Below are 21,191 nucleotides of genomic sequence, written 5' to 3'. Positions count from 1 at the left end.
GAAAACCATTACAGGGCGAGCGACCGAGTAACGATCATGAAAGTTCTGGTGACCGTCAAGGAGGTCGCGGAGGCGGACGACGACTTCGCGATCGAGGGGACCGACATCGCCGAGTCCGACCTCGAGTACGATCTCAACGAGTGGGACGACTACGCCGTCGAGGCGGCGGTCCAGCTGGCCGAGGCCGGGATCGCGGACGAGGTCGTGACCGTCACCGTCGGGCCGGAGCGCTCGGAGGAGACAATCCGGATGGCGCTCGCGAAGGGCGCCGACCGCGCGGTCCGCGTCTGGGACGACGCGCTGGACGGCGGGTTCGCCGACGTCGCCTCGAAGGTCGAGCTGTTCGAGGCGGTCGTCGCGGAGGAGGAGCCGGACCTGATCCTCGGGGGGGTCCAGGCGGCCGACACCGGGTTCGGCGCGACCGGCGTCGCGCTCGCGGAGCGGATCGGCTTCGAGCACGCCGCGGTCGTCAACGACCTCGACGTCGACGCGGACGCGGGGGTGGCCCACGTCCACCGCGAGCTGGAGGGCGGGGTCGAGGAGCTGACCGACGTCGACCTCCCGGCGGTGTTGACCGTCCAGACCGGGCTCAACGAGCCGCGGTACGCGAGCCTCCGCGGGATCCGGCAGGCACAGCGGAAGGAGATAGCGGTGAAGGCGCTGTCCGACCTCGGGCTGACGGCCGAGGACGTCGAGAGCGCGCTGACGCTCACCTCGATGTACGAGCCGGAGAGCGAGTCGGACGCGGAGATCATCGAGGGGGACGCCGGGGAGTCCGCGGGTCGCCTTGCCGAGGTCCTCCGTGACAAGGGGGTGAGCGCGTAATGAGCGTGCTCGTCGCCGCCGAACACCGCCGGGGAGAGCTCCGCGACGTCTCGTACGAGGCGATCACCGCCGGCCGAGAGCTCGCCGACGCGCGGGGAGTCGACCTCCACGTGGCGGTCGTCGCGGGCGACGTCGACGCCTTCGCGGAGGAGCTGAACCGCGAGGGGGTCGACGCGATCCACGCCGTCGCCGACGGCGAGGAGTTCGACCACAACGCCTACCGAGCGGCGGCCTCGACGCTGGCCGACCGCGTCGACGCCGGGGCGGTGGTGCTGCCGAACTCCGTCAACGGGCTCGACTACGCGCCCGCCCTCGCCGAGAGCCTCGGCGTCCCGCTGGTGACCGACGCGGTCGGGATCGAGTACGACGACGGGCTCACCGTCACCCGCGAGATGTACGGCTCGAAGGTCGAGACGACGGTCGACGTCGAGGGCGACCGGTTCGTCCTCACGGTCCGGGGCGGCGAGTGGCCGCCCGCGGAGGGCGTCGGAGACGCGACGGTCGAGACGGCCGACATCGACCTCCCCGAGTCGGGAGCCCGCGTCACCGGCTTCGAGGAGGTCGGCGGCGGCGACGTCGACATCGCGGACGCCGACGTGCTCGTCTCGGTCGGCCGCGGCATCGAGGAGGAGGAGAACATCGAGCTCATCGAGGACCTCGCGGACGCGCTCGGCGCGACGCTGTCCGCCTCTCGACCGATCGTCGACAACGGTTGGCTGCCGAAGAACCGGCAGGTCGGACAGAGCGGGAAGGTCGTCACGCCGGACGTGTACATCGCGGTCGGCATCTCCGGCGCAGTCCAGCACGTCGCCGGCATGAAGGGGTCGGACACGATCGTCGCGATCAACACCGACCCGAACGCGCCGATATTCGACATCGCCGACTACGGGATCGTCGGCGACCTCTTCGACGTGGTGCCCGAACTCATCGACGAGTTCGCGTAGGCGGACCCCGGAGCCGGCGGCAACGCTCTTGTATCGCGGCGGAGTACCGAACGTTCTGACGGCGTTCGCCGTCCCGTCACGATGATCCCGATCCGCACCAGCGTTCCGACCGTCGACGAAGCGGAGGCGCTGCTCGCCGGAATCCGACGGACAGTCGACATCGAGGCGGACGGCGCGGCCGCGGCCCTAGCCGACGAGGAGCCGGATCCGGGCCTCCTCGAGATCGTCTCGGGCCCGTTCGCGTCCGTCGCCGATGTCGACGAGCGGCTGGCGCGGACCGAGTCGTACCTCCGCGAGCGCGGCGACCGGCGCGCGGTGTTTCTCACGGTGTACAGCCGGATGACGGCGACCGTCCGGACCGCGATCGACGACGGCGCGTTCGTCGACCCGGAGTGGGCCGCGTCGTACCTCGTCGCCTTCGCGGAGCGCTACCGCCGGGCGCTGGCGGCGTTCGAGCGCCGCGCGTTCGAGTCGCTCCCGCGACCGTGGCTGATCGCCTTCACCGCCGCGGTCCGCGGCGAGTCGCTCGTCGCGCAGGACGCCCTGCTCGCGATCAACGCGCACATCACCTACGACCTCACGTACACGCTCGGTGAGGTCGAAATCGACCCGGACCGCGATGTCAAGCGCGAGGACCACGACCGCATAAACGCGATCCTCGCCCGGCTCGTCCAGACCGTACAGGACGTCCTCGTCGAGGCGTACGCTGCGGTCGGGATCGCCGGGGTCGACCGGCTGCTCGATCCCCTCGACGACCGGTTGGCCCTGCTCGGCCTGAAGGGCGCTCGGGAGTTCGCCTGGCGGAACGCCGTGTTACGCGCCGACCTCCCAGCGTGGCTCGGGGAGCGATACGTCGACTGGCGCGCCGAGACCGTCGCGACTGGCGCCGCGGCGGCCGTCCTCGCGCCGGATGTAGACGCCGACGCGACGGGGCGCCTGCGAGAGGCGGAGGACGGCGGCGACGCGGCGAGCGCGTTCCGCGAGGCGGTCCGACGGCGGATGTAGCGACGAGAGAAACACTGATGACGGTCCTCGCGGATATGACGACTATGCCACATATCCGGGGGACGGTCCACGGCGTCGCCGCGATGGTGACCCTCGTCGTCGGGTCGATGCTGACGGACGCGATCCGCGAGGAGTACGAGCTGTTCGCGCAGATCGCGGCGACGACGACGCACCTGCTCATCGACGTCGCGGAACTGCCGGTGTCGCGAGAGATCGCGGCGGTGGTCGTCCCCGTCGGCGTGCTGATGGGAGTCTGGGTGTTCGCGTACGAGCTCCAGCGGCTGCTGCGGGCGGAGTGAGAGCCCGGTCTCGGTTCGTTTATCACCCCGCCGACCCTCGGATCGGGCAATGAGCGAGGCCGACGAGCAGCCGGCTGCGACCGCGACGGGCCGGGAGATCTGGATCGAGAAGTACCGGCCGCAGACGCTCGACGACATCCACGGGCAATCGGAGATCGTCGAGCGGCTCCAGAGCTACATCGCGCAGGACGACGTGCCGCACCTGCTCTTCTCGGGGCCCGCGGGCGTCGGGAAGACGACCGCGGCCACCGCCATCGCCCGCGAGATCTACGGCGAGGACAACTGGCGCGGCAACTTCCTCGAACTGAACGCCTCCGACCAACGCGGCATCGACGTCGTCCGCGACCGGATCAAGGGGTTCGCGCGCTCGTCGTTCGGCGGCGACTTCCGGATCGTGTTCCTCGACGAGTCCGACAGCCTTACAGATGATGCACAGGCGGCGCTCCGCCGCACGATGGAGCAGTTCTCCGACAACACCCGGTTCATCCTCTCGTGTAACTACTCGTCGAAGATCATCGACCCGATCCAGTCGCGCTGCGCCGTCTTCCGGTTCTCGCCGCTGTCGGACGAGGCGGTCGGCGGGATGGTCCGCGAGATCGCGTCCGCGGAGTCGATCGAGGTGACCGACGCCGGAGTCGACGCCTTGGTGTACGCGGCCGACGGCGACATGCGCCGCGCGATCAACTCGCTTCAGGCGGCGGCGACGACGGGCGACGTGGTCGACGAGGAGGCGGTGTACGCGATCACGGCGACCGCCCGCCCGGAGGAGATCGAGTCGATGGTGACCGACGCGCTGGAGGGCGACTTCGCTCGCGCGCGCTCGACGCTCGACACGCTGCTCACGGAGACGGGGATGGCCGGCGGCGACGTGATCGACCAGCTCCACCGCTCAGTCTGGGAGTTCGACCTGAACGAACGCGAGGCGGTGCGGCTCATGGAGCGCATCGGCGAGGCCGACTACCGGATCGCCGAGGGCGCCAACGAACAGGTCCAGTTGGAGTCGCTGCTCGCGGCGCTCTCGCTGGACGAGTAGCGATAGACCGGTTTCGAGTCTCCGGGCGCTTGTTTATCCGGTACCGACGACCCAGCGACGGCGAACACTTCCAAAGCCCAGCCGCTCGGTTACATGTCGTTGAGTCCGGGGCGACGACGGACACCCCCGAAGCCCCGCCCCGCACGGCAACCGCGCCTCACGCCTCCCCAGCCTCGTCGGTCGCCCTCCGCGCTGCTCCGGGCGACCGGCTCCCTCGCGCGTGCTCCTCGCGGCCGCCTTCGGCTGCCACTCGGAGGCACGCACCACCGTGGCGAGCGCGCTTTTTAACTCACGCCGGCGCGGACTCCCGGTATGCTCGTCGTCGTCTCCGACACGCACGCACGCGAGGAGTCGAGGCTTCAGGGGCGGACCGCGGAGGCGGTCCGCGAGGCGGATCTGGTGATCCACGCGGGCGACTTCTACCGCGAGCCGGTCTTAGACGCTTTTCAGTCGACCACCGCCGCCCTCCGGGCGGTCTACGGCAACAACGACGACGCCGCGATCCGCGACCGCGTCCCGGAGGTTCGGACCGTCGAATACGCGGGGGTCAGGTTCGCGGTCACGCACCGACACCGCAGCGGCGACACGGGGCTCGTCATGCTCGGTCGCGGCCGCGACGCCGACGCCGTGATCTGCGGCCACAGCCACCGGCCGCGGTTCGACGACTCAGGCGGGCTCCCGATACTGAATCCGGGCAGCCACGCCCAACCGCGCGGGAACCGGCCGGCGCACGCGGAATTGCGTCCGGTGGACGACGGGGCCGGAGACGGTCTGGACGGGCGACTGGTGACGCCGGACGGGGAGGATTTCGAGACGTTCCGGATCGGGGCCGAGAGCCGCGAGTAAGGGAGCGAATCACGAGAAGCGGATCGGGCTCGCCGTCGCGTCGGCAGAGACCGATCGCGACGCCCCGCCGACGGCCGGGCCGGCCGACGGTCGTGTCAGCGGTGGAGGACCCGGATCGACGCGGATGTGGGCGCCGGCTGTCGGTCGCTGGTCGGCCGGGGAGGGGGATACCGGACTGGGTAGGGAGCGGGTGCGAGTCCGACCAGCCGGCGGTCGGCCGGCGGGTTCGAGCGTGAGGGCCGAAGCGGGGGGTCGCGATTACACGTAGTCGGGGTATCGACATATACGTGGCTGAGGGACAAAAACGCGTTTTAGTTACCGGGATCCGATCGCCCGAACGCGTCGGAATCGTCCGGGTCACGCGACCGTTCGGCTCGAAACTTATAACCGCGTGCCGACGGATTCAGGCGTATGCTCCCGGTCCAACCGCTGTTCGTACTCCTGTTGGTGGGTCTTCTCGGGCTGTTCTTCTTCGGGTTCCTCCTCGTCCGGCGCACGGTGGCGGGGCTGAACGAGGGGTACAACGACGGGCGACGCTGATGGTCGTCGCCACCGCCGCGACCCTCCTCGTCGCCGCCGCCGCCAGCCTCTTCATGGCGTGGTCGATCGGCGCGGGGTCGTCGGGCTCGACCCCGTTCGCGCCCGCGGTCGGGGCGAACGCAATCTCCGTGATGCGGGCCGGGCTCGTCGTCGGCGTCCTCGGGCTCCTCGGCGCGATCCTCCAGGGCGCGAACGTGACCGAGGCGGTCGGCACCGAACTGATCGGCGGGGTGACGCTCACCGCCGTGGCGGCCATCGTCGCGCTCGTCACGGCCGCCGCGCTGGTCGCAGTCGGCGTGTTCGCCGGCTACCCGATCGCGACGGCGTTCACCGTCACCGGCGCAGTCGTCGGCGTCGGCCTCGCGCTCGGCGGCGACCCGGCGTGGCCGAAGTACGCCGAGATCGCGACGCTGTGGGTGCTCACGCCGTTCGTCGGCGGCGGCGTCGCCTACGGCGTCGCGCGCATGCTCATCGGCGAGTCGCTGCCCGAGCGACCGCTCACGGCCGCGCTCGCCGGCGTCGTCGGCGCGATCCTCGCGAACGTCGGGTTCGCGCTGCTCGGTCCCGCCGGCCAGCAGGCGTCGGTGGCGAGCGTCCTCGGGGCGGGGCTGGGCGGCAGCGGCGCGGGTCCCGCCGCGGTGAGCGTCGCGATCGCCGCGCTCGTTTCGGTCGCCGTGTACGCGGACCTCGGCCGCGACCGCGAGGGGGCACAGCGGCGGTTCCTGCTCGCGATGGGCGGGCTCGTCGCGTTCTCGGCCGGCGGGTCGCAGGTCGGCCTCGCGATCGGCCCGCTCGTCCCGATCTTCAGCGAGGTCGGCGTCCCGCTGTGGGCGCTACTCGTCGGCGGCGGCGTCGGGCTGTTGGCCGGGTCGTGGACCGGCGCGCCGCGGATGATCAAGGCGCTCGCGCAGGACTACGCCTCGATGGGGCCGCGACGGTCGATATCGGCGCTCATCCCGTCGTTCGCGATCGCGCAGACCGCCGTCGCGTTCGGGATCCCCGTGTCGTTCAACGAGATCATCGTCTCGGCGATCGTCGGCGCGGGCTACGCCGCGGGCGACGCCGGCGTGAGCCGGAAGAAGATGGGGTACACGGTCCTCGCGTGGATCGGGTCGCTCGTCGGCGCGTTCGTGCTCGGGTTCGGCCTCTACTCGGCGGTCGACTTCGTCGCGTGACGGGCGGCGCCGCTCCGCTTCACCCTCAGGCGCGTCCCTCGGGGTACGTCGGCAGCCGCGCGGACCGCGCGCTCCCGTCGACGAACGGGAGGTCGACGGCGGTGGCCGGACTCTCCTCGCCGTCGACGCGGACAGCGACCTCGCCGAGGGCGGCGTCGAACCCGACGAGCGCCAGCGCGACTGGCACGTCCGTCGCGGGGCCGACGGCCGCCCGCGTCACCTCGCCGATCGCCTCGTCACCGTCGAAGACGGCCGCACCGGACGCGGGGAGCGCGGCGTCGATCCCCTGCGGGTCCGCGTTCGGGTCGACGCCGTCGACCGCCTCGGCGACGCCGTCGAGTTCGAGGCCGACGAGCCGTCGGCTCGGTCGCCCCTGATTCTCCACGCGCGAGACGACCTCCTGCCCGACGTAACACCCCTTCTCGAAGTCGAGCGCGTTCCGGAGGCCGAGGACGTTCGGGACCGTGCCCGCCAGTTCGTACTCGAAGAGGGGCGTTCCGGCCTCGGTCGCGAGCGCGTCCCACGTTCGGTACCCGAACGGCGCGGCGTTGAGCCCGCGGTTGATCAGGGTGTCGAACACGTCGCCCGCGTCGGCGGCGGCGCAGACGATCTCGTACCCCTCCTCGCCGAGCGGCGCGTCCGTCGCGATCACGGTGACGCCGGCGTCGACCATCGACCCGCGGACGAACGAGAGGGGCCCCTCCGGCGCGCCCGGTCCGCCGAGGACGGAGGCGACCTTCTCGGTCGACTTCGGGCCGTGAACCCCGAACACGCCGAACTCGTCGGACACGTCGTCGATCGCGACGTCCTGAATGAACACGTTCTCCGCCCAGTCGGCGGCGACCGACTCGACCCGTTCCGGGGGGAGGAAGACGAGCAGCCGCTCGTCGGCGTTGTACACGTACATGTCCGTCTCGATCCCGCCTTGAGGATCGAGCAGGAGGGCGTACGTTCCCTCGCCGTCCTCGGCGGGGACGCGGTTCGAGACGGCGTTGTCCACGAACTCGACGCGGTCGCTCCCCCTGACGGCGAGGACGCCGTACCCCATCTCGATCACGCCCGCGACGTTTCGGACCGCCTTGCCGACGCGGACGGGCTTCCCGTAGTGGTCGACGACCTCGCGACCGCCGCGGTCGCGGTACGCGGCGCCGTGCGCGTCGTGGGTACCGGAGACGAGCGTCATGGTCGAACGGTGGCGATCGAGGGGCAAAAGGCCGCCGTCTCCGACGGCTACAGTCCGAGTCGGTCCCGGATCGCGTCGACGAGGCTCTCGGAGGGGTCGTCGTCGGGCGCCTCCGGGTCCGGAACGACCTTCTCGTGGGCGTACACCCGAACGTGCTCCTCGGACTCGACGGTGATCAGCGAGTCCTCCTTCAGCGTCGAGAGGGCCTCCTCGACGGCGTCGATGTCTGCGTCGACGGCCGCGCGCAGTTCGAGGACGGTCATTCCCTCGTCGCCGCGGTCGACGAGCGCGTCGAGCAGCGCGACCTCGACGTCCGGCCGGTCGCGGTATTCCGGCTTTGCGGCCATACCCGTCCCTTGTGCGGGCCGGACTTTACGTCTACCGGCGATCGGAGAGGGATTGGCGACCGGAGAGGTATCGGGCGACAGATCGTGGGGAAGGTACGCCGGTCGCGCCGCGTCAGCGGACGATCCGCGAACAGGTGCCACAGAGGTTCTCCTCTTTCACGTCGACCTCGCGGACGGTCGGGGAAAACGACATCACGCACTTGCTGTTGTCGCAGTGCTCCAGGCCGAGAGTGTGACCGATCTCGTGGACGACCTCCTTGCGGACGCGGTCGCCAAACACGTCGACCGCGGGCTTGGTGGAGACGCCGCCGTCGGAGGAGGTGCGGAGGCGGTGCGTGGAGATGACGGAGCCGCTGCCGTTGAGGTACGCGAGGCCGAACACGTAGTTCCGGCGGCGGTAGTAGAGGTCCTCGGGCGTGATGCCGATGTTCTTCTCGCCGCCGCCGACCCGAGTGACCGTCTCGATGAGGTCCTCGGCGCGGTACTGGTCCCTATCTGCCTCGAAGGCGGAGTCGGGGATCGGCTGATCGTCGTGGACCGTCACGTCGCAGTCGTATACGGAACGCAGCGCACCGGAGGCCTCCCGTTTCACTCGGGGGGTGACCTCCCCGACCGGGACGATGTCCACGAGCATGGAACCGCTTTTGAACGCCGCGGTCATAAAGGCCGCGCCGTGGTACGACCACCCCCGTCGGAGCGGGCGCTCGTCGCCGCACTCGGGCGGTACGAACGATTGATCGAGGTCGGAGTCGGCCGCCGGCCGGGCGTCGCCCGTGCGCTCGCCGATCGGGGCCACGAGGTCGTTGCGATCGACATCGAAGTGAGCGAGGCGGCGCAGGACGCGGCGGCGGGGAGGCAGGCGCCGAGCGGGGGAACGCTCCGCGTCGTCGCCGCGGACGTGACGGCGCTCGCGGCCGACGACGAGCGGGCGGCGCAGAGCGCGCTCGGGATCGGCGCGGGCGACGAGATCGCCGGCGAGGCTCCGGACGCGCCCGGCGGCGTCGACGCCGTGTACGCTCGGAACCTCCCGGCGGAGCTACAGCGGGCGACCGTCGCGCTCGCGGAGCGACTCGGCGCCGCCTGCCTGTTCACCACGCTCGGGTTCGAGGAGCCGGTCGTGGACGTCTCTCGGAAGTCGACGGAGTCGGGAACTGTCGTGTTCGTCGCGCGGTGACGGAACGGACCGGCGGCCGGGACGCCGCACGGCTCGAACCGGCGACGCCGACCGCGAACCCGAACGTTCATTCGGGCGCCAGTCGGGGGTACCCGTATGCAGGTCGACGCAGTCGTCCTCGACATCGACGGGGTGTTGGTCGACGTGGCGGACTCCTACCGTCGGGCGATCCTCGAATCGGTCGACCGGGTCTGCGGCAAGCCGATCGACCCAGACGCGGTCCAGGCGTTCAAGGACGCCGGCGGGTTCAACAACGACTGGGAGCTGACCGACGCGGCGGCGTTGTTCGTGTTGGCCCGCCGCGAGGGGCTCCGGATGGACGTCGACGAGTTCACCGAGCGCGTCCGCGAGCTCGGGGGCGGGCTCGACGCCGCCAAGGAGGTCGTCGGCGACCTCCCGCGAGTCGCACAGGCCCGCGTCCGCGACCAGTGGGACCGGGACGCGCTCCGCGAGACGTTTCAGGCGCTGTACCTCGGCAGCGAGCTGTACCGCGAGTTAGAGGGGGGCGAGCCGCCGTTCGAGGCCGACGGGTACATCCACGACGAGCCGACGCTCGTCGACCCCGAGACGATCGCCGACCTCACCGGGCGGTTCGACGTGGGCGTCCTCACCGGGCGGCCGGCGGCCGAGGCCGACATCGCCTTGGACCGCGTCGGCCTCGACGTGCCCGAGGACCGGCGGTTCACGATGGACGACTGGGAAGAGGGGAAGCCGCACCCGCGGGCGCTCGTCGAGCTCGCCGAGCGGTTCGGCGCCGGGCGGGTCGCGTTCGCGGGCGACACCCTCGACGACGTGCGGACCGCACGCAACGCCGACGAGTCTGACGAGACGCGCGTCTACTACGGGGTTGGCGTCCTCACCGGCGGGCTCACCGGCGAGGCGGGGCGCGAGAAGTTCGCCGGTAACGGCGCGGACGCCGTGGTCGAAGACGTGAACGAACTGGTTGGGCTACTGGAGTAGTCGTCGTCGCGTCGGCTCGGGCACCGTGCGCCCCTCCCGCGTTAACCGCTCCGTGACGGATCTCGCCGGCGATCGCGGATACCGCCGGTATCCGGGACACGTCGGGTCCGGTGAGCGACGACCCCGCGAACGAGACCGCGACCGACGTGACGCTCCAGCAGGAGTAGACGGCCAGATACAGCGGGGAATCGGTGAAAAACCGGAATGGGCCTTGCCGGATTCGAACCGGCGATCAACTCGTTATGAGCGAGTCGCTTTAACCGGACTAAGCTAAAGGCCCGCCACGGATCGATTTGTCTCTCGGTTCCTCTTTATCCTATCGGGTTGGAACCAAGCGAAGCTAATGTTTCGTTGAGATGGTAATCCTCGTGCCAATTGATGTTTTTGATATGTTATGTTTGACCGCTCGTACCGGATAGTCATCTGTGTGTCACCAGCATCTTCGATAAGTATCAGTTACGATCGCTTCGGCCGCTTGGCCGCGCTTCTGTGGCTCCTCGAGTGAAGCAAATTGCTCGCTTCGATTCGGCATACTCAGTCAGAGCGGAAACGAGCAAAATAGGACTACGGTCTGGTGAGAGCATAGACGAGAAACGTACGAAGGGAGGCGCCGAAGCCAGGACTCGAACCTGGGACCGCCTCGTTAACAGCGAGGCGCTCTACCAACTGAGCTACTTCGGCCTGTTTTCGGGTACTCGCGTCCTTTTGATATGGCTTTCGTTTCCGCCCGACGGCGCGGAAGCCGACGGGCCGGACCGCGGGACGGCGGCGGCGCTCCGTCGGCCCGCCGCGCCGCCGATCCGACCGACACGTTTTCGGCCGGACCGCGAGACCGTTCGGTATGGACGATCTGGAGGCGGTGCTGTCACGGGTCCGCGAGCGCGTCCTTCCCGAGCCGGAAGAGCGGGAGCGACTGCGAGCGGCGGCCACGGCACTGACCGACCGGACCCACGAGGCGATCGCCGACCTCCCCGTCGGCGCCGACGTGGTCCAAGTCGGGTCGACGGCGCGGGGCACGTGGGTCGCGGGCGACCGCGACATCGACCTGTTCGTCCGGTTCGACGCAGATCTCGACCGCGCCGAGCTGGAGGAGTACGGGCTGGCGGTCGGGCACGCGGTCCTCCCCGACGGCCACGAGGAGTACGCCGAACACCCGTACGTGAAGGGGAACTACGAGGGGTTCGACGTGGACCTCGTCCCCTGTCACGACGTGGAGACGGCGGGGGATCTGGTCTCCGCGGTCGACCGCACCCCGTTCCACGACGCGTACCTCTCTGCGCGGCTCGACGACGACCTCGCCGCGGACGTGGTGCTCGCGAAGGCGTTCCTGAAGGGGATCGGCGCGTACGGCAGCGACCTCCGCACCGAGGGGTTCTCGGGGTACCTCACGGAGTTGCTCGTCTTGGAGCTCGGCGGGTTCGTCCCGCTCGTCGAGTCGGCGCGGAGCTGGCACCCCCCGGTGGAGTTCGACCCAGAGGGGCACGCCGAGCGCACGTTCGAGGATCCCCTCGTCGTCGTCGATCCGACGGACCCGACGCGGAACGTCGCGGCGGTCCTGTCGGCGACGAACCTCGCACGCTTCCAGCACTACGCGCGGGAGCTGCTCGCGGCCCCGAGCGAGGCGCTCTTCGAGCCTGACGAACCGGAACCGCTCGACCCCGAGGAAGTGCGAGCGCATCTCGACCGACGGGGAACGACGCCGGTCGCGGTCGTGTTCGACGCGCCGGACGTGGTCGACGACCAGCTGTGGCCGCAGCTCCGCCGATCGCTGGACGGGATCGTCGGCGGGCTCAACGATCACGGGTTCGACGTGCTCCGAGCGCGCGCCATGACCGACGCAGCGGGAACGAGGAACGGCGGCGGGGGGAGCGACGCCGACGGGGGGAGCGGCGACCGGGAGGTGCCCGAGCGCGCCGCAGCCGTCGAGTCGACGCGGGCCGCGCTGTACGCGGAACTGGAGGTGACCGAGCGACCGGCGGTCGCGCGCCACGACGGGCCGCCGGTCGCGGTGCGGAAGCACGCCGCGAACTTCTACGAGTCGTACGTCGACGACGTCGACCCGGACACCTACGGGCCGTTCATCGACGGCGACCGGTACGTCGTCGAGCGCGAGCGGGAGTTCGTCACCGTCCGCGGGTACCTAGAGAGCGACGCCGCGGGCGACGTGGCGCTCGGCGCGCAGGTGGAACCGGCGTTCGCCGACCGCGACGTGTTGGTCGGCGAGGCGGTGGCGACGCTCGCCCCCGCGTTCGGTCGACCGCTCCGCGGGTTCTACGAGCCGCGGCCGTGAGACCGTCGAGGGGAGCCGTTCCCAATGAAACGGGCGAAAGCGATCCGGGCGAGGGGCCGCTCAGCGGGAGAGGCGGTCGAGGAGCCAGTAGACGGCCGCGGCGACGACGACGACGATCAGCGCGATCGCGGTGAGGAGTCCGGCGGCGCCGGGGAACGACAGCCAGAACGCGGCGTAGAAGGCGAGCGCGAACACGAAGAGGCCGACGACCAGCAGCCCGCGCGAGGGGTTCTGCGCGGCGGCGACGAACCCGCGCTGGAGGATCGAGAGGTCGCCGAAGTCGGGGACGTCCTCGGGGGTAACGTCGTCAGCGGGACCACCCGAGTCGGCCGGAGCGGTCGACTCGCCGTCGACGGAGCGGTCGGTGTCGGTCACGCACTCGCATAGGAACCGGGGGAGCCTGTACTTGTCGCTTGTCGGGGAGGAACGGCCCGGCCGCCGTGAGCCTCCGTCAGCCGGCGACCGCGACGGCGAGAGACGAACCGAGGACAAACGCGGCCAGCGCGGCCGCGAGGTTCGAGGCCGCGAGCGTCGCGGCGGCGCGAACACCGGTCTCGCTCGCCGTCCGGACGGCCCCGACCGCGAACGAGGAGAACGTCGTGAACGCGCCACAGAAGCCGACGCCGAACAGCAGCGTCGCCGCCGATCCGATCGGCGCGGCGGAGACGGCTCCGAGGGCGAGGCTCCCGAGGGTGTTGACGAGGAGGACCGACCGGCGCCCCTCGATACGGAGCCCGACGGCGTGACGGCCGGCCGCGCCGAGCGCACCGCCGACGCCGACGAGCGCCGTCGCGAGGAGCGGCGAGACGCTCATCGCCGGCGCCTCCCGACGGCGAGCCCCAGTGCGGCCGCGGCGAATCCGGCCGCGTAGCTACCGGCGACGTATCCCGCGCCGGCGGTCGTTCCGAGCGCGACGGCGTCGGCGACGAACGTGCTGTACGTCGTGAACGAGGAGAGCGCGCCCGTCCCGACGAGCAGCCGGACCCGGTCGCTCGACGCGCGAGTCAGGAGGAGACCGAGGGCGAACGAGCCGACGACGTTCGCGACCAGCGTCCCCGCGCCGGGCGGGACGCCGCCGAGAGCGATGAGGCGGTCGCCGGACGAGGCCGCGGTGAGGACGCCGGCGACTCCCGCGTCGACGGCGTGTCTGGCGACCGCACCGAGGAAGCCCCCGGCCGCGACGAGGAGAAATCCGTACGGCGTTCGGTCCATGCGCTAGCGTATTTCCGGGGCGGCTTGTGCGTTCTGGACCCGTCAGTGCGGTTCGGGGTCCGATAGCCGGCTCGCGCGCGGACTCTCGCCTTCGTGCGGCGTCCGGCGTTCCCGTATCCGGACCGTGTGGGCCGTCTCTGTGGCGTCGTCGACGACGAGCGCCTCGCCGACGCCCTCGGGAAGCCGCGATGCGAGGTTGCCGGCGAGGTACGTCGCCTCCGCCGCCGCCAGTCGCTCGACGTCGCGCGCCGCCGTGAGCCGGTGGGAGACGAGCAGGTCGGACTGCGAGACGGCGACGCTCGGGAGCGCGGCCGGACGCTGGGTCGCACAGACCAGCGAGACGCCCGGCGCGCGGCCCCGCGTGAGGAGCGTCCGGAGCGCGGGGTCGGCCACCCCGTCGAAGAAGGCGTGCGCCTCGTCGACGAGCAGCCACGGGAGCCGGGAGAGATCGCCCGCGATCCGCGCGTCGTAGAGCCCGCGAGCGACAGCGCGGACCACGGCCGCCGCGGCGGCGTCGGGCACGCCGGCGAGATCGAGGACCGCGGGGTCGCCGTCGGCCGCCAGCGACGCGACCGGCGGCGCATCGGCGTCGAAGACTCCCCACGAGGCCGCCAGCCGGAGGTGGTTCGCGGCGGCGCGACGCGTCTCCGCCGGGGCGTCGGCCGCGTCGACCGCCTCGCGGAGCGCCGCGAGCGACGGCGAGGGGGTCGTTCCGCTCGCGGCGTTACGGTCCGTCGCCTCTCCAGATCCGTCGTCGACCGCGTCCGCGACGACTTGCCAGACGAGGGTTCCGGGGCCGCTCGCCGGGGCGAGGCCGAGGAGGTTCGGCCAAGCCGACGGCGGTATCGAGGCGGGACGGACCGCGGGGTCGACGGTCCGTCCGCCGGCCGCTTCGAGGCCGGCGAAGACGCCCATCGGGTCGACGACGACCGGGGCGACACCGCCTGCGTCCGCCAGCTCCTCGGCGAGGACGCCGAGGGTGTACGACTTCCCGGTGCCGCGCTTCCCGAACACGACGCCCGCGTGTGGGCGGTCGAGGTCGACGCCGACCGGAGCGCCGGCGCTGCCGTCGCGGGCGAGGAAAGAGCCGATCCGAGCGGTGTGAGGCGGACGGTCACCGTCGCGGTGAGCACTGTCACGGAGGTCGGCGCAGTCGCCGCGGTCAGCCCCCTCAGTACGGTCGGTCCCGTCGTCGCGGCCGAGTACGTACACGCGGCCGGGTGGCCTCGGCATCAGACAAAAAGCGCCGGGAGCCGGATCGGGTCCCGGTCGTCGGGCGCGTCTCTCGGGCGTCCGCCGCGGCGCCGCCCGGATCGTCCGATCGTTTATATCAGATACCGCGGCCAGCGCGGCGTATGTCCGATCGAACACACGACTCGCGCACCGCGAACCGCCGGACGTTCAGCACCGATACCCGCGCGATCGAGGGGCTCCCGGTCCGCCTCGTCATCGCGCTCGTCGTCGGCGTCGCCAGCCTCAGCGTGATGATGGGGATGATCGGCGACATCGACGGGCTGGCCGCGACGGAGCTCGACGCGCAGCCCCAGCCGGAGGTGACCACGCCCGGCGAGCAGTCGGTCGACGTCGCCGTCGTCGACCCCGACGGCTCTCGGATCGCGGACGCGACGGTCATCGTCCGGGGCGGCTCTGCGCAGATCGACGGCGTCGTCACCGCGAAGACGAACGAGGACGGGGTCGCGACCGTCGACGTCGAGCCGGAACTCGGGCCGAATCAGGCCGACGGGACGCTCGCGATCGACATCAAGCCGCCGGCGGAGGGCGACTACGTCGACGAGCGGGGGAACACCGAGGTGCTCGTCGTCGAGGAGTGACGCCGCGAGCGGCGGAGGAGAGTCGGTTAAAGCCGGCTGTCCCAGTCGATCCAGTCCTGTTCCCAGCCGTGCCGTCGCTGCCGGCTGCGCTCGGCGCGCTCCGCGTCCTCCCGCCGAGTTCGGTTCCGTTCCGTTCCGGGCTGTTCGCCGTCGACGAGCATCGGTTGGAGCCGCGCCGGCCCGTGCGTCTCGACCGTTTCGAAGCCGTCAGGCGCCGGATCGTCGTCCGTACCGGCGCCGGACGCGATGGCGTCGCCCGCGTCGGGACCCCCGGCGGACGGCTCGATCGCGGCGACCGTCTGGACGCCGGCGCCGCGCGGGTAGGCGATTCGCCCGTCGGGCGCGAGCTGGTCCCTGAGGGAACGCGGCGGCTCGACGACGGCGGTTTCGAGGAGGATCCGGTCGTACGGCGCGTACGCGGGGAGTCCGTCGGCGCCGTCCGCGCGGTCGACGAGGACCGCCCCGTAACCGGCCGCGTCGAGGTTCGACCGCGCGGCGGCGACGGCGGCGCGGTCGATGTCGACCGCGTGGACGCGCCGCGCGCCGGCGATCTCGGCGAGCATCGCGACCGAGTAGCCGATCCCCGCACCGACGACGAGGACCGAGTCGCCCTCGGCGGCGTCGAGCGCGGTGACGAGACGGACCAGCGTCGGGAGCGAGAGCGAGTGCGGGTCGTCGCCGTCGACGGCGCCGCCGCGAGGCGAGTCGTCGACGAAGGGATCGCGCGGGACGCGCTGAAGCGCGGTCAGCACGGGCGGCTCGATCGGCTCGCCGATCTGGTGTTCGAGCCCCTCGATCATGTCCGCCCTGAGCGACGCGTCGTCCATGCGCAGTCTCGGGACTCGGTCCTCTAAAACCGTGCGTTCGGCGGGCCGACTATCGCATCGGGACGAACCGCACGCCGCCGTGGTCCTCGCGGTCGATCCCGCCTTCGCGGAGCGTCAGTCGGACGAGCCGCTGGCGACCACCCTCGCGAACGGGGGCGACCACGCGGCCGCCCGCCCGGACACGGTCGACAACCGCGTCCGGAACCGCCTCGGGCGCCGCGCAGGTGAGGTAAGCGGCGTCGAACGGAGCCTCGTCGAGGAACGCCTCTCGGCCGTCGGCGGCCGCGACGGCCACGTCGTAGCCGAGACGGGCAAGGCGCTCGCGGGCGGCGGCGGCCAGTTCCGGGACCCGCTCGGCGGAGAGGACGTTCCCCGGGCCGACGACCTCGGCGACGACCGCGGCGTGGTAGCCGCAGCCAGTCCCCACCTCGAAGACGCGGTCGCCGCGCTCGACGTCGAGGAGATCCGTCATCAGTGCGACCATGTGCGGCGCGCTGATCGTCTGGTCGTGGCCGATCGGGAGCGGCCGGTCGGCGTACGCCGACTCGCGATGCGCCTCGGGAACGAACTCGTGGCGGGGGACGGCTCCGATCGCCGAGAGCGTCTGCTCGCTCACGTCGAGACGCCGTCGGAGCGCGCTCACGAGGTCGCGTCGTTCGGCCGTGCGGTCGCCGTCGTTCATGTGAGTCGATAGCACGGTGTACGTGGAGAAAGCATCGGCGGAGAGGCAGGGGTCGAGCCGGGCGGATCAGTTCACGTCGATCCGGCGTCCCTCGTCCGCGTCGAGGACATCGAGCGGGACCGTTACAGTGAGGACACCGTGCCGGTACGTCGCGGTGGCGTCGTCAAGACGGGCGTTCGTCGGCAGGCCGACGGTCCGAGTGACGGACTCGTGGCGCCGCTCGCGTCGGATGTATCGCCGGTCTGCGTCCTCGCGTTCCGCGTCGCGCTCGGCGGCGATGGCGAGCCGGTCGTCGCGGACTCGGACATCGATCTCGTCGCGATCGAACCCCGGGAGGTCGGCCATCACGACGAACTCGTCGGCGTACTCGGCGACGTCGATGTCGGCGGTCCGGAGGTCGCGGCCCCGAGCCCGCTCGCCCCCGAGGGGGGTGCGGCCGAGGAACTGCTCGATCTCGTCGAAGGGATTCGTCGTGTTCATACCGACAGAGAGGAGCCGTGAGGTGTTAAATAGCGACTGACGCGTGCTATCTCGCGGCGGTGGCGGATCCCGGTATCCCGGCCGCGGCGCACCCCCTGTCACACCCGACGACGCGAGCGCGGCTCAGCTGACGTCGATCGTGTGCCCGCGGTCGTCGTCGGGCGAGCGCTTGGGGAGCGTGACGGTGAGGACGCCGGCGTCGAAGGAGGCCGCCGCCGCGTCGGCCTCGACGGGTTCGGGGATCGGAACCCGACGGGAGACGGAGCTGCGCCGGCGCTCGCGCCGGTGGTAGCGGACGTCGGCCGGACCGCTCTCGCCGTCGTCCGGATCGTCGGCACCGTCCTCTTCGGCGATATCGAACTCGCTCGACTCCTCGCGGGACCCGCTGATAACGAGCGCGTCGTCGCGCAGTTCGACATCCACGTCGTCGGCGTCGAATCCGGGGAGGTCGGCGACGACGGTGATCGCCTCGTCGTCTTCGACCACGTCGACGTCGACGTCGCGGGCCCCCGGGAACCGCGGGACCTCGGGGCCGGTGCCCTCCAGCGTGCCGCCGAGTTCCTCGAACTCGCGGCCCATCCGCTCGAACAGTTCCTCTATCTCGTCGAAGGGATCGCGTCGGGTCATACAGGTCAGGATTCGTGACGGAGCGTCTTGAACGTACTGGCGGAGGCGGGGACGGCGGCGCGCCGAGACGCCGGCGACAGACACTATCCGCTGGCGCCCTTGGAGATCGTATGCGCCTGTTCTGGCACCGAGGAGACGCTCGAACGCGGGACAACGCCGGGCTCGCCGCCGCGGCTCGGGACGGTGAAGTCGTGCCGGTGTTCGTGTACGACGCCGACCTGCTCGGAACGGTCGGCGCGCGGCAGCGCGCGTTCTTCCTCCGCCACGTGAAGCGACTAGAGGAGCGGTACCGCGAACTCGGGAGCGACCTGATCGTCCGCGCCGGCGACCCGGAAGCGGTCTTCGTCGACCTCGCCGCGGAATACGACGCGGAGGCGGTGTTCTACAACGAACAGTACCGAGCGGCCCGTCGGAACCGACAGCGGGCGGTCGAGGACGCGCTCGCCGGCGAAGGCGTCGACACCGACTCGCGGACCGACATCGTGCTGGTCGACCCCGGTCGGCTAGAGGCGCGCTATCCGAACCACAGCCAGTTCCACGGCGACTGGGAGGCCGTGCCGAAGCGCGGGCCGTACGCGGAGCCGGACGCGGCCGCGCTGGCCGACGTGCGCGACGGGAAGACCGTCCCCGAGCCCGACGCCGACATCGACCTCCCCGACGCGGGGTACGAGGCCGCCCGCGAGCGGTTCGACGAGTTCCTCGACTACGGGATCACCTCGTACAACGACACCCGCGACGACCTCGCGCGGGCCGTCGAGGCCCCGACGCACGCGGTCTCGCGGATGTCTCCGTACCTCGCGACCGGCGCAATCGGGGTCCGCGAGCTGTGGGCGGGCGCGAGCGACGTGTACGACGCCGTGACCGGCGGGGAGCGCCGCAACGTCGACAAGTACCGGTACGAGCTGTCGTGGCGCGAGCAGATGTACCACCTGCTGTATTACAACCCGGACCTCGCCGTGTCGAACTACAAGTCGTTCCCAAACGAGATCGCGTGGCGCGACGACGACGACGCCTTCGAGGCGTGGACGCGCGGCGAGACCGGCTACCCGCTCGTCGACGCCGGAATGCGACAGCTGAACGAGGAGGGGTACATCCACAACCGGCCGCGGCAGGTGGTCGCGAGCTTCCTCACGAAGCACCTCCTGATCGACTGGCGGCGCGGCGCGCGCTACTTCACGAAGCAGCTGATCGACCACGACTACGCCTCGAACCACGGCGCGTGGCAGTGGACCGCCTCCACCGGCACCGACTCCGTCGACGTGCGCATCTTCGACCCGGTGAGCCAAATGTCGAAGTACGACGACGGCGCCCGATTCGTGAAGGCGTACGTCCCGGAGCTCTCGGACGTGCCGTCCGGGAAGGTGGTCGACTGGCCGACCCTCTCGCGGGCGGAGCGCGAGGAGCTCGCGCCCGACTACGCGCACCCGATCGTCGACCGGAACGAAGGGTACGAGCGCGCGCAGCGCGTCTTCGAGGAGGCGCTCGGGAAGCGATAGCGGGCGCGGGTCGGCGCGAAGCGGTGCGGACCCGTGGGTGGTACCGGCGTTCCGTAACCGAGTCCTTTTCGTGGGGCCCCGAGAACGGCTCCGCTATGTCCCCAGTCGCGATCGACGACGTCGAGGCCGCCGCCGAGCGGCTCGCCGGCACCGACATCGTCCAGCGGACGCCCGTCGAGCGGAGTCGCTCGCTGAGCGATCGGTGCGGCGCCGACGTGCGTCTCAAGATGGAACACCTCCAGCGCACCGGCTCGTTCAAGACGCGCGGCGCGTACAACGCGATCTCGCTGGCGATAGACGGGTCCGGAGAGCGCGCCGCGGAGGTCCCGATCGAGCGCGTCGTGGCCGCGAGCGCGGGCAACCACGCACAGGGGGTCGCGCTCGCGGCGGCCGACGCCGGGATCGAAGCGACGATCGTGATGCCGGAGGCAGCGCCCGCGGCGAAGATCGAGGCGACCCGCGCCTACGGCGCCGAGGTCGTCCTCCGGGGCAGCGCGTTCCCCGAGGCGATGGCGCACGCTCGGACGCTGACCGACGACCCCGGGACGCGGTTCGTCCACGCGTTCGACGACCCCGACGTGGTCGCGGGACAGGGGACGCTCGGCCTGGAAGTGCTCGACCAGGTGCCCGACGTCGACACCGTCCTCGTCCCCGTAGGGGGCGGCGGGCTCGCGGGCGGGGTCGCAACCGCGGTCAAGGCCCGGTCGCCCGAGACGCGGGTCGTCGGCGTTCAGACCGAGGGCGCGTCGACGCTCTCGGAGAGCCTCGCGGCCGGCGAACTCGTGACGCGCGACGAACCCGACACGATCGCGGACGGGATCGCGACCGGCGGGCTGAGCGACCTCACCTTCGAACTCCTCGACGAACACCTCGACGAGGCGGTCGTCGTGAGCGACGACGACGTGGCGAACGCGATCCTCCTGCTCTTGGAGCGCGCGAAGCAGATGGTCGAGGGCGCGGGCGCGACCGCCGCGGCCGCCCTGTTGAACGACGAGGCGGTCGACGATCTCGACCTCGGCGGCGAGACCGTCGTCCCGCTTCTCTGCGGCGGCAACATCGACGTGACGACGCTGAAGGAGGTGGTGACGCACGCCCTCGTCGACCGCCACCAGCTGATCGAGCTCTCCGTCCGGATCGACGACACGCCCGGGACGATGGGGGAGATCAGCACCCTGATCGGCGCGGAGCGCGCGAACATCCGGACCGTGCGCCACGAGCGCAGCCGACCTGACCTGCCGGTCGGCGACGCCGACCTCGTCTTCGAGGTGGAGACGAACGGCCCTGCCCACGTCGACCGCGTCCTCAAGGCGGTACGCGAGGCGGGGTACGAGGTGGAGTGGACGACGCGGGAGGCGTGAGGGAGAATGTCGTCGATGTATAAATTGAACTACGGTGGCGCGCGCCTCCGAGCGGC

25 protein-coding genes and 2 tRNA genes are annotated in these 21,191 nt (G+C 71.2%); 14 read left to right on the top strand and 13 right to left on the bottom strand.

Annotation, left to right across the window (positions count from 1 at the left end; all coding sequences use genetic code 11):
• Nucleotides 1–36 precede the first annotated feature (36 nt).
• The 8 genes from EXE47_RS05085 (at nt 37) to EXE47_RS05055 (ending at nt 6,667) form a co-directional block, all read left to right on the top strand.
• Complete coding sequence (locus tag EXE47_RS05085) at nt 37–825, top strand: electron transfer flavoprotein subunit beta/FixA family protein (protein WP_049931454.1); 789 nt, start codon at nt 37–39, stop codon at nt 823–825.
• Complete coding sequence (locus EXE47_RS05080; RefSeq protein ID WP_086215921.1) at nt 825–1,769, top strand: electron transfer flavoprotein subunit alpha/FixB family protein; 945 nt, start codon at nt 825–827, stop codon at nt 1,767–1,769. The genes EXE47_RS05085 and EXE47_RS05080 overlap by 1 nt, the downstream gene beginning before the upstream one ends.
• 81 nt (nt 1,770–1,850) lie before the next feature.
• Nucleotides 1,851–2,774 (top strand): DUF5995 family protein, encoded by a 924-nt coding sequence (locus EXE47_RS05075; protein ID WP_089308019.1) that lies wholly within the window; start codon nt 1,851–1,853, stop codon nt 2,772–2,774.
• A 44-nt stretch (nt 2,775–2,818) separates the two neighbouring features.
• A complete protein-coding gene (locus EXE47_RS05070; RefSeq protein ID WP_176450635.1) occupies nt 2,819–3,073 on the top strand; it encodes a hypothetical protein in 255 nt (84 codons plus the stop codon).
• 49 nt (nt 3,074–3,122) lie between these two features.
• Nucleotides 3,123–4,106: a replication factor C small subunit gene (locus EXE47_RS05065; protein ID WP_086219969.1), complete on the top strand. Its 984-nt coding sequence runs from the start codon at nt 3,123–3,125 to the stop codon at nt 4,104–4,106.
• A 312-nt stretch (nt 4,107–4,418) separates the two neighbouring features.
• Entirely contained in the window at nt 4,419–4,952 is a 534-nt protein-coding gene (locus tag EXE47_RS05060; RefSeq protein WP_089308020.1) for a metallophosphoesterase, read from the top strand.
• Nucleotides 4,953–5,363: 411 nt separating this feature from the next.
• Complete coding sequence (locus EXE47_RS19180) at nt 5,364–5,492, top strand: hypothetical protein (RefSeq protein ID WP_254921732.1); 129 nt, start codon at nt 5,364–5,366, stop codon at nt 5,490–5,492.
• A complete protein-coding gene (locus EXE47_RS05055) occupies nt 5,492–6,667 on the top strand; it encodes an inorganic phosphate transporter (RefSeq protein ID WP_049931449.1) in 1,176 nt (391 codons plus the stop codon). Before EXE47_RS19180 ends, EXE47_RS05055 begins: the two co-directional genes overlap by 1 nt.
• Before the next feature lie 25 nt (nt 6,668–6,692).
• Here the strand turns inward: EXE47_RS05055 and EXE47_RS05050 are convergent, their stop codons facing one another.
• From EXE47_RS05050 to EXE47_RS05040, 3 genes are all read right to left on the bottom strand, one after another.
• Entirely contained in the window at nt 6,693–7,850 is a 1,158-nt protein-coding gene (locus EXE47_RS05050; RefSeq protein WP_049931448.1) for an aminomethyltransferase family protein, read from the bottom strand.
• A 47-nt stretch (nt 7,851–7,897) separates the two neighbouring features.
• Nucleotides 7,898–8,197, bottom strand: a complete 300-nt coding sequence (locus tag EXE47_RS05045) for a DUF6432 family protein (RefSeq protein ID WP_049931447.1) — start codon at nt 8,195–8,197, stop codon at nt 7,898–7,900.
• Nucleotides 8,198–8,309: 112 nt separating this feature from the next.
• Complete coding sequence (locus EXE47_RS05040) at nt 8,310–8,831, bottom strand: archaemetzincin family Zn-dependent metalloprotease (protein ID WP_049931446.1); 522 nt, start codon at nt 8,829–8,831, stop codon at nt 8,310–8,312.
• Nucleotides 8,832–8,870: 39 nt separating this feature from the next.
• On the opposite strand from EXE47_RS05040, the gene EXE47_RS05035 reads away from it, so the two are divergent.
• A complete protein-coding gene (locus EXE47_RS05035) occupies nt 8,871–9,371 on the top strand; it encodes a UPF0146 family protein (protein ID WP_089308021.1) in 501 nt (166 codons plus the stop codon).
• A gap of 96 nt (nt 9,372–9,467) precedes the next feature.
• Nucleotides 9,468–10,331 (top strand): TIGR01548 family HAD-type hydrolase, encoded by an 864-nt coding sequence (locus EXE47_RS05030; protein ID WP_089308022.1) that lies wholly within the window; start codon nt 9,468–9,470, stop codon nt 10,329–10,331.
• Between the two features lie 205 nt (nt 10,332–10,536).
• Here the strand turns inward: EXE47_RS05030 and EXE47_RS05025 are convergent.
• Together EXE47_RS05025 and EXE47_RS05020 are read right to left on the bottom strand one after the other, a co-directional pair.
• Nucleotides 10,537–10,611, bottom strand: a tRNA-Ile gene (locus EXE47_RS05025).
• A 328-nt stretch (nt 10,612–10,939) separates the two neighbouring features.
• Nucleotides 10,940–11,012, bottom strand: a tRNA-Asn gene (locus tag EXE47_RS05020).
• 160 nt (nt 11,013–11,172) lie between these two features.
• Between EXE47_RS05020 and cca the strand changes: the two genes are divergently transcribed.
• Nucleotides 11,173–12,621 carry a CCA tRNA nucleotidyltransferase gene (cca, locus tag EXE47_RS05015; protein ID WP_086216291.1) on the top strand — a complete coding sequence of 483 codons (1,449 nt, stop codon included), beginning with the start codon at nt 11,173–11,175 and terminating at the stop codon, nt 12,619–12,621.
• Nucleotides 12,622–12,681: 60 nt separating this feature from the next.
• On the opposite strand, the gene EXE47_RS05010 is transcribed toward cca, so the two are convergent.
• The 4 genes from EXE47_RS05010 to EXE47_RS04995 form a co-directional block, all read right to left on the bottom strand.
• On the bottom strand, nt 12,682–12,996 hold the full coding sequence (locus EXE47_RS05010) for a hypothetical protein (RefSeq protein ID WP_049931442.1): 315 nt from the start codon (nt 12,994–12,996) through the stop codon (nt 12,682–12,684).
• Nucleotides 12,997–13,072: 76 nt separating this feature from the next.
• Nucleotides 13,073–13,435 (bottom strand): CrcB family protein, encoded by a 363-nt coding sequence (locus tag EXE47_RS05005; protein ID WP_089308023.1) that lies wholly within the window; start codon nt 13,433–13,435, stop codon nt 13,073–13,075.
• Nucleotides 13,432–13,833 (bottom strand): CrcB family protein, encoded by a 402-nt coding sequence (locus EXE47_RS05000; RefSeq protein WP_089308024.1) that lies wholly within the window; start codon nt 13,831–13,833, stop codon nt 13,432–13,434. Before EXE47_RS05000 ends, EXE47_RS05005 begins: the two co-directional genes overlap by 4 nt.
• A 42-nt stretch (nt 13,834–13,875) precedes the next feature.
• Nucleotides 13,876–15,045 (bottom strand): ATP-binding protein, encoded by a 1,170-nt coding sequence (locus EXE47_RS04995; protein WP_394338095.1) that lies wholly within the window; start codon nt 15,043–15,045, stop codon nt 13,876–13,878.
• A 143-nt stretch (nt 15,046–15,188) separates the two neighbouring features.
• Between EXE47_RS04995 and EXE47_RS04990 the strand changes: the two genes are divergently transcribed.
• Nucleotides 15,189–15,665 (top strand): Ig domain-containing protein group 1 domain-containing protein, encoded by a 477-nt coding sequence (locus tag EXE47_RS04990; RefSeq protein WP_089308026.1) that lies wholly within the window; start codon nt 15,189–15,191, stop codon nt 15,663–15,665.
• Between the two features lie 26 nt (nt 15,666–15,691).
• Here the strand turns inward: EXE47_RS04990 and EXE47_RS04985 are convergent, their stop codons facing one another.
• From EXE47_RS04985 to EXE47_RS04970, 4 genes are all read right to left on the bottom strand, one after another.
• A complete protein-coding gene (locus EXE47_RS04985) occupies nt 15,692–16,492 on the bottom strand; it encodes a protein-L-isoaspartate O-methyltransferase (RefSeq protein ID WP_089308027.1) in 801 nt (266 codons plus the stop codon).
• Nucleotides 16,493–16,541: 49 nt separating this feature from the next.
• Entirely contained in the window at nt 16,542–17,174 is a 633-nt protein-coding gene (locus tag EXE47_RS04980; protein WP_049931436.1) for a protein-L-isoaspartate(D-aspartate) O-methyltransferase, read from the bottom strand.
• A gap of 66 nt (nt 17,175–17,240) precedes the next feature.
• On the bottom strand, nt 17,241–17,654 hold the full coding sequence (locus EXE47_RS04975) for an Hsp20/alpha crystallin family protein (protein ID WP_089308028.1): 414 nt from the start codon (nt 17,652–17,654) through the stop codon (nt 17,241–17,243).
• A gap of 123 nt (nt 17,655–17,777) precedes the next feature.
• Entirely contained in the window at nt 17,778–18,281 is a 504-nt protein-coding gene (locus tag EXE47_RS04970) for an Hsp20 family protein (protein ID WP_086220424.1), read from the bottom strand.
• A gap of 110 nt (nt 18,282–18,391) precedes the next feature.
• Here EXE47_RS04970 and EXE47_RS04965 point away from each other — a divergent pair, with 110 nt between their 5' ends.
• Together EXE47_RS04965 and ilvA are read left to right on the top strand one after the other, a co-directional pair.
• The gene (locus EXE47_RS04965) at nt 18,392–19,777 is read left to right on the top strand and encodes a deoxyribodipyrimidine photo-lyase (RefSeq protein WP_089308029.1); all 1,386 of its coding nucleotides are present in this window, start codon (nt 18,392–18,394) and stop codon (nt 19,775–19,777) included.
• A 95-nt stretch (nt 19,778–19,872) separates the two neighbouring features.
• The gene (ilvA, locus tag EXE47_RS04960) at nt 19,873–21,135 is read left to right on the top strand and encodes a threonine ammonia-lyase (protein ID WP_049931432.1); all 1,263 of its coding nucleotides are present in this window, start codon (nt 19,873–19,875) and stop codon (nt 21,133–21,135) included.
• Nucleotides 21,136–21,191 lie beyond the last annotated feature (56 nt).

Source organism: Halorubrum sp. GN12_10-3_MGM (assembly GCF_005435235.1).
In the GTDB taxonomy this organism is placed as follows: Archaea; Halobacteriota; Halobacteria; order Halobacteriales; family Haloferacaceae; genus Halorubrum; species Halorubrum ezzemoulense.
This window is presented reverse-complemented; position numbering and strand designations above follow the sequence as displayed.